Below are 6,305 nucleotides of genomic sequence, written 5' to 3' on the forward strand. Positions count from 1 at the left end.
TTCACATATCCAGGCGCAACAGCGTTTCCTGAAACAGCAGCTTGCGATTGTCCTGGTCGATCTCGCAGCCGCCCGACCGCCGATAGAGGCAGATGCGATCGCGAACCCCGCCCCTGCAACCGACCCTCACGAAGGGCGGCGGCGGCGGAGCATCACTGACCCAGGTCATCGCCGCGTTGAATCCCTTGGCTGCCTTACCCGGGTCGTCCAACGCCCCCTCGGCTTCCTGGCCGAGCAGGAACACCGGCTTGTTCCGATGGAGCAGCGCATAGCCGAACAACGTATATTCCTGCCGCGGCACGGCCAGCCCGCAGACCCTGGGGTCGCGCAAGGCGGCCGCGCCCAGCCGTCCCGGATCGCCGCTCGCTCGCCAGCCGAGCCGATAGGTCTCGGTCGTCGCCAGCGCGAGCGAGCCTGCGCCCCACAAGGCGATCAGAACCGCCGTCGCCCCGAGGCCGCCCGGTTCGGCCAGCCGCCGCCCGGCGATCGTTTCGCGCAGCAGATTGACCGACCCCATCGCCGCGACCAGCAGCAGAATCTCGATCGACAGCCATAGATAGCGATATTCCTTGTGCCCGATCAGCTGGTGGACCGCGATATTGACCAAGGCCGCAATGATCAGCGCCTTATGCTCGCGCCACGCCAACGCCACGAAAAACGCGATCGGCAGCAAGGCCGCCTTCCAGTAAATCATGATCGCCTGGGCATAATGCCAATGGCTGACCCCGCCGATCTCCCGCATCCGCCCTTCGAGGATGTTCATCCTGAAGTTGGTCAGCACCCATTGGTAGGGAAACAACCCCATCGCCAGATCGATCGCCGCGCCGCCGAGAACCACCGGTATGCCGCCCGCGATTAGCCCCTTCCAGAGGCGCAAATCCTTGCCCGCGATCAGCACCGCGTAAACTGCGATTGCCGGCCCGAACTGAAACCGCATCAGCCCGGCCAGCGCCATCAGCGCCCCAGCCGCGACGATCGCCGGCATCCGCGCCTTCGAATGAAGCAGCGCCGCCGCGACCAGGAAGCAGCTCACCGCCAGGCTTTCGCTCAGCACCTGGACCGAAAACAGCACGCACTCGACCCACAGCGCGATCACCGCCATCGCCACGATCGCGTGCTGCAACGACTGCCGCCGCCCGATCACCCACGCCGCCCACACCGGCGCGAGGTTGAACGCCGCCAGCATCGCGCGCGGCAAAATAAGATACAGCGTCCCGCCCGGGTCGATCCATTCGCCCAGCTGCATCGACGGCACCAGCAGCAGCGGGATCAGCCAGCTGCGGATGAAATAACGAAACTCCCACGGCACCACGCCATATCCGAACACGATCCGGTGGGCCTGTTCGAGATATTGGATGGTTTCATCGGGGTGATGCGCCGAGTAAGGATTGAACGCGAAAACCCTGAGCGCCACCGCCATGGCGAACAGCCCCCAAAACCACAGCCGCGCCCGCCGCGCGTCGATCGATTGCTCCCCCATGACCGATTCATGGCGGGGGAGTGGAGACGGGGCAAGCCCGCTTTTGCCTTCTCCCTTGAGGGGACAAGGATAGCGCAGCTTGGCGGCGCAGCCGCCTAGCGAAGCTTGGATGAGGGTGAGCGGCGCTGTCACCCTCACCTAGCTGCGACTAAGGCTCGCATCGCTCGCCGAGTCTCGCTACCTCTGCCTTCAAGGGAGAGGGATTTCTTGCAGCCATGATCGCGCGCCTCACCGGAATCCTGGCCGAAAGCGGCCCCGACCATGCGGTGATCGATGTCGGCGGGGTTGGCTATGCGGTGCTGGCCTCGACCCGCACCCTCGATGCGCTCGGCGGACCGGGAGCAGAAGTGATGCTGCTCACCGAGCTGCAGGTGCGCGAAGATTCCATGACCCTGTTCGCCTTCGGCAATGCTGGCGAGCGCGAGGCCTTCCGCCAGCTGACCAGCGTCCAGGGCGTCGGCGGCCGCGTCGCGCTCGCCATTCTCTCGGTGCTAGACCCGGCCGAGCTCGCCGCCGCCGTGTCGCGCGGCGACAAGGCGATGGTCTCGCGCGCTAACGGCGTCGGACCCAAGCTCGCCCAGCGCATCGTCAACGAACTCGCCGGCAAAATGGGCAGCCCGGCGCTGGCCGGCGTCGCTGGTTCCTCCGCCCCGCGCGGAGGCGCCGCCCAAGACGCCCTCTCCGCCCTCGCCAACCTCGGCTTCAAACCCGGCGAAGCCAGCGCCGTCGTCGCCGCCGCGGTCGCCGACCTCGGCGACGGCGCGACGCTCGACGCGCTGGTCCGGCTGGCGCTGAGGAAGGCGGCCAAATGACCGCCCATCTTGCCTCCTGCGGCTGCGGCCAACTCACCAAGCATCGGGACTGAATATGCTCAGGAACATCCTCGACACCTTCGTGCCATTCGTCGTGCAGGCGATCGAGTTCGTCGGCGTCGGCATCATCGCGCTCGGATCGGCGATCACCCTCGCGATGTTCCTTGTCGCGCTGGTCAAACGCGTGCGCGTCGAGGACGCGATCGGCCGGTTCCGCTCCGATCTCGGGCGCTCGATCCTGCTCGGCCTCGAATTCCTCGTTGCCGCCGACATCATCAGCACCGTGGTCATCGACCTGACGCTGCAAAGCGTCGCGGCGCTCGCTGGAATCGTCTTCATCCGCACCCTGCTCAGCTTCAGCCTCGAGGCCGAGATTGACGGCCGCTGGCCGTGGCAGCGCGCCGCAGCGGAAAAGGCCGAGCGCGACTAGTGGAACTTGCCCCCCATCAAAGCCCCGTCCCGATGCATCGCGAAGTGAAAAGCGGAACGCTCGCGGGGGTTTTGCGGCAGGCCCAACTCAGTGTAGACGAATTCCTTGCTGCCAGCCGGTAGTCGACTCCCTGAAACCGCTGTCCTACCGCATCGGAAATGTGCATCATGGGCTCATGACCCGTTTCGCGCGCCGCGCTGACTTATTCATTTCGGCCCGCCAAATTCGCTCAGTGATCGAATTGCTGATCCACCGTAGCGTGAACTTCCTCAACTTCCGAGCCGCTGATGGCCACTGACCCCGCCCGCATTACCACGCCCGAGCGCACGCCCGAGGACGCCGACCTCGCGCTTCGTCCGAAGACGCTCGACGAATTCGTCGGCCAGCAGGGTGCGCGCGAAAATTTGCGCATCTTCGTCAACGCCGCCAAGGCCCGCGGCGAAGCGCTCGACCATGTGCTGTTCTTCGGCCCGCCAGGGCTCGGCAAGACCACGCTCGCCGGCATCCTGGCGCGCGAAATGGGGGTCGGCTTCCGCGCCACGTCGGGCCCGGTGATCGCCAAGTCGGGCGATCTCGCCGCGCTCCTGACCAACCTCGAGGACGGCGACGTGCTGTTCATCGACGAGATCCACCGCCTCGCCCCGGCGGTCGAGGAAGTGCTTTACCCGGCAATGGAGGATCGCGCGCTCGACCTGATGATCGGCGAGGGTCCGTCGGCCCGCTCGGTCCGCATCGACCTGCCCAAATTCACGCTGGTCGGCGCGACTACCCGGCAGGGACTGCTGACCACCCCGCTGCGCGATCGCTTTGGCATTCCGATCCGGCTCAACTTCTATTCGGTCGCCGAGCTCGAGCAGGTCGTCCGCCGCGCCGCCCGCCTGCTCGGTGCACCGGTCACAGACGACGGCGCGCACGAAGTCGCCAAGCGCAGCCGGGGCACGCCGCGCATCGCCGGGCGTTTGCTTCGCCGGGTGCGCGATTTCGCCCATGCCGCCGGCGCCGACAGCATCGACTCCGCTGTCGCCGACCGCGCGCTCCAGCGGCTGGAGATCGACCAGCTCGGCCTCGACGCGATGGACCGTCGCTATCTGATGATGATCGCCGACCTTTACGGCGGCGGCCCGGTCGGGATCGAGACCCTAGCCGCCGGCTTGAGCGAGCCGCGCGACACGCTCGAGGATGTCGTCGAGCCCTATCTCATTCAGCTCGGCCTCATCGCCCGCACCGCGCGCGGCCGCTGCCTCAATGGGCGCGGCTGGACCCATCTGGGCTTAAACCCGCCTACGGGCGCCCAGACCGGCCTGTTCGACATCGGAGACAAGTGATGCGTATCTCCCTCGCCGCGCTAGCCGCCGCGATTGCCGCCCCCGGCCATGCGCAGGCGCCCGCCGCGCCGCCGCCGACCGACTATGCCAAGCCCACCAATTGGCTCTGCCTGCCCGGGCGCAGCGATCCGTGTGGCGTGACGCTCAAGACCACTGTGCTGAATCCCACCGGCTACGGCTCGACCGGCGTCGTCAGCGCGTCGCTCAACGCAAGCGTAGACTGCTTCATCGTCTATCCGACAGTCAGCCGCGACCAGGGCCTCAACAGCGACTTGAAGCCCGGCGACGGCGAGGAGCGTGCCTCGATCATCACCCAGTTCGCTCGCTTCGCCAGCGCCTGCCGCCCCTATGCGCCAATGTATCGCTCAATGACGGTGGGCGCGGTGGCCGCAGCGGCGACCGGGGCCGATGTCGGCGGCCCCGCGCGGATCGCGATCGGCGACGTCCGCGCCGCGTGGAAAACCTATCTCGCCAAATATAATGAGGGCCGCCCGTTCGTCCTCATCGGCCACAGCCAAGGCTCGCTGATGCTCCAGCAGCTGCTCGCCCGCGACATCGATGGTCGGCCCGAGGCCAAGCGGATGAAGCTCGCCATCATCCCCGGCTTCAACGTCATGGTGCCCCAGGGAAAGCTGATCGGCGGCACGTTCAAGTCGACGCCGGTCTGCTCCAAGCCCGGCCAGACCGGCTGCGTGATGAGCTGGGTCAGCTTTCGCGAACGCAATGCCCCGCCACCGGGCGCGCTGTTCGGGGTCGCCGACAAGCCCGGCATGACCGTCGCCTGCGTCAATCCCGCCCGCCCCGGCGCGACCGGCTGGGTGCCGCTCGACAGCTATTGGTACGCACGCTCGTCGCTGCCGGTCCCCGGCGGCCCGATCGTCTGGTCGTCCGAAGGCGACCCGCCATCGCCGTTCCTGCGCACCCCAGGTCTGGTCTCGGCGCGCTGCGTCAACGATGGCCCGCGCGGCTATCTGTCGATCCGCACCAACGCCGACCCCAGGGACAAGCGCACCGACCGTGTCGGCGGTGAAGTTGGCGCGCTCGGCTTTTTCCTTCCCGGATGGGGCATGCACCTGAATGACTTGAACGAAGCTCAGGGCGACCTCCTGCGGCAGATTTCCGCGCTAAACGGCGCGCCGACCGCCGTGCGGGGCCAACCGCATTGAACGGGCTTGCCGTCGGAGTCAGGGGGTGGTTAAGCGACAGGTGATGGAGCCCTCTCCTCTCGACCAACCCTATCGCGGCGGCTTTGTCGGCAAGGAGCATCGCTTCGCGCTGACCGTTTATTTCGAGGATACCGACACCGCGGGGATCGTCTATTACGCCAATTATCTCAAATATATGGAGCGGGCGCGGTCGGACTTTTTGCGCGCCGTCGGGGTTGACCAGCGCGGCGCGATCGAAGCTGGCGAGGGAGTTTATGCGGTCGCCGAGGTGGCGATCCGTTATCTCGGTTCGGCACGGCTGGGGGATGATCTCCTCATCCTGTCGTCGGTTGAGGCGGTTCGAGCCGCTTCGGTGGTTATTCATCAACAAGTCATGCGCGGCCTCCAAAAATTGACGGACGCGCGGGTGACCGCCGCTTTCCTGACCCTCGACGGCCGGCCCCGGCGCCAGCCGCGTAAGTGGGTCGAGCGGTTCGAGCAATTTCGATTGAGCGAGATTTGATGCCCGACGTTGCCGCCACCGCCGACATGATGTCGCCGCTCAACCTGTTCCTTGAGGCCGACATCGTCGTCAAGCTGGTGATGCTGGGACTCCTGGCGGCCAGCGTTTGGACCTGGGCGATCATTTTCACCCATTCGATCCGGCTCAGGCGAATCAACCGCAAGACCGAGGCCTTCGAGCGCGACTTTTGGGCGGCGAGCGACATCGACGCCTTCCACGCCAAGCGAGGCGAGGAGAAATTGCCGAGCGCGGCGGTGATGTCGGCGGCGCTTGACGAGTGGCGGCGCTCGACCCGCGCCAAGGCGGTCGACCGGGCCGGCACCCGCGAACGGCTCGCGAGCCGGATGAATGCCGCCGTCGCGACCGAGCTCGACCGGTTGGGCGACCGCCTCAATATTCTCGCCACGGTCGGATCGGTTGCACCGTTCGTCGGGCTGTTCGGCACGGTATGGGGCATCATGCGCAGCTTCACCGCCATCGCCGGCGCCAACAACACCTCGCTCGCGGTGGTCGCGCCAGGCATCGCCGAGGCGCTGTTCGCCACCGCCATAGGCCTGTTAGCGGCGATCCCGGCCGTGATTGCCTACAAT

At 66.6% G+C, this 6,305-nt stretch carries 7 protein-coding genes; 6 read left to right on the forward strand and 1 reads right to left on the reverse strand.

Going from position 1 to position 6,305, the window contains the following annotated elements; translation table 11 throughout:
- Position 1: 1 nt before the first annotated feature.
- Positions 2 to 1,480 (reverse strand): hypothetical protein, encoded by a 1,479-nt coding sequence (locus tag H0W65_RS01680; protein ID WP_294003136.1) that lies wholly within the window; start codon positions 1,478 to 1,480, stop codon positions 2 to 4.
- A 215-nt stretch (positions 1,481 to 1,695) separates the two neighbouring features.
- Here H0W65_RS01680 and ruvA point away from each other — a divergent pair, with 215 nt between their 5' ends.
- The 6 genes from ruvA to tolQ all read left to right on the forward strand — a co-directional run.
- A complete protein-coding gene (ruvA, locus tag H0W65_RS01685; RefSeq protein ID WP_294003138.1) occupies positions 1,696 to 2,292 on the forward strand; it encodes a Holliday junction branch migration protein RuvA in 597 nt (198 codons plus the stop codon).
- A 55-nt stretch (positions 2,293 to 2,347) separates the two neighbouring features.
- The gene (locus H0W65_RS01690) at positions 2,348 to 2,722 is read left to right on the forward strand and encodes a DUF1622 domain-containing protein (RefSeq protein WP_294003140.1); all 375 of its coding nucleotides are present in this window, start codon (positions 2,348 to 2,350) and stop codon (positions 2,720 to 2,722) included.
- Positions 2,723 to 3,009: 287 nt separating this feature from the next.
- A complete protein-coding gene (gene ruvB / locus H0W65_RS01695) occupies positions 3,010 to 4,047 on the forward strand; it encodes a Holliday junction branch migration DNA helicase RuvB (RefSeq protein WP_294003142.1) in 1,038 nt (345 codons plus the stop codon).
- Complete coding sequence (locus H0W65_RS01700) at positions 4,047 to 5,213, forward strand: DUF3089 domain-containing protein (protein ID WP_294003144.1); 1,167 nt, start codon at positions 4,047 to 4,049, stop codon at positions 5,211 to 5,213. The genes ruvB and H0W65_RS01700 overlap by 1 nt, the downstream gene beginning before the upstream one ends.
- Before the next feature lie 43 nt (positions 5,214 to 5,256).
- Positions 5,257 to 5,715: a YbgC/FadM family acyl-CoA thioesterase gene (locus H0W65_RS01705; protein WP_294003146.1), complete on the forward strand. Its 459-nt coding sequence runs from the start codon at positions 5,257 to 5,259 to the stop codon at positions 5,713 to 5,715.
- A partial coding sequence (tolQ, locus tag H0W65_RS01710; protein ID WP_294003148.1) for a protein TolQ occupies positions 5,715 to 6,305 on the forward strand: 591 nt, incomplete at its 3' end. The genes H0W65_RS01705 and tolQ, both read left to right, overlap by 1 nt.

Source organism: Sphingomonas sp., assembly GCF_013816785.1.
In the GTDB taxonomy this organism is placed as follows: domain Bacteria; phylum Pseudomonadota; class Alphaproteobacteria; order Sphingomonadales; family Sphingomonadaceae; genus Sphingomicrobium.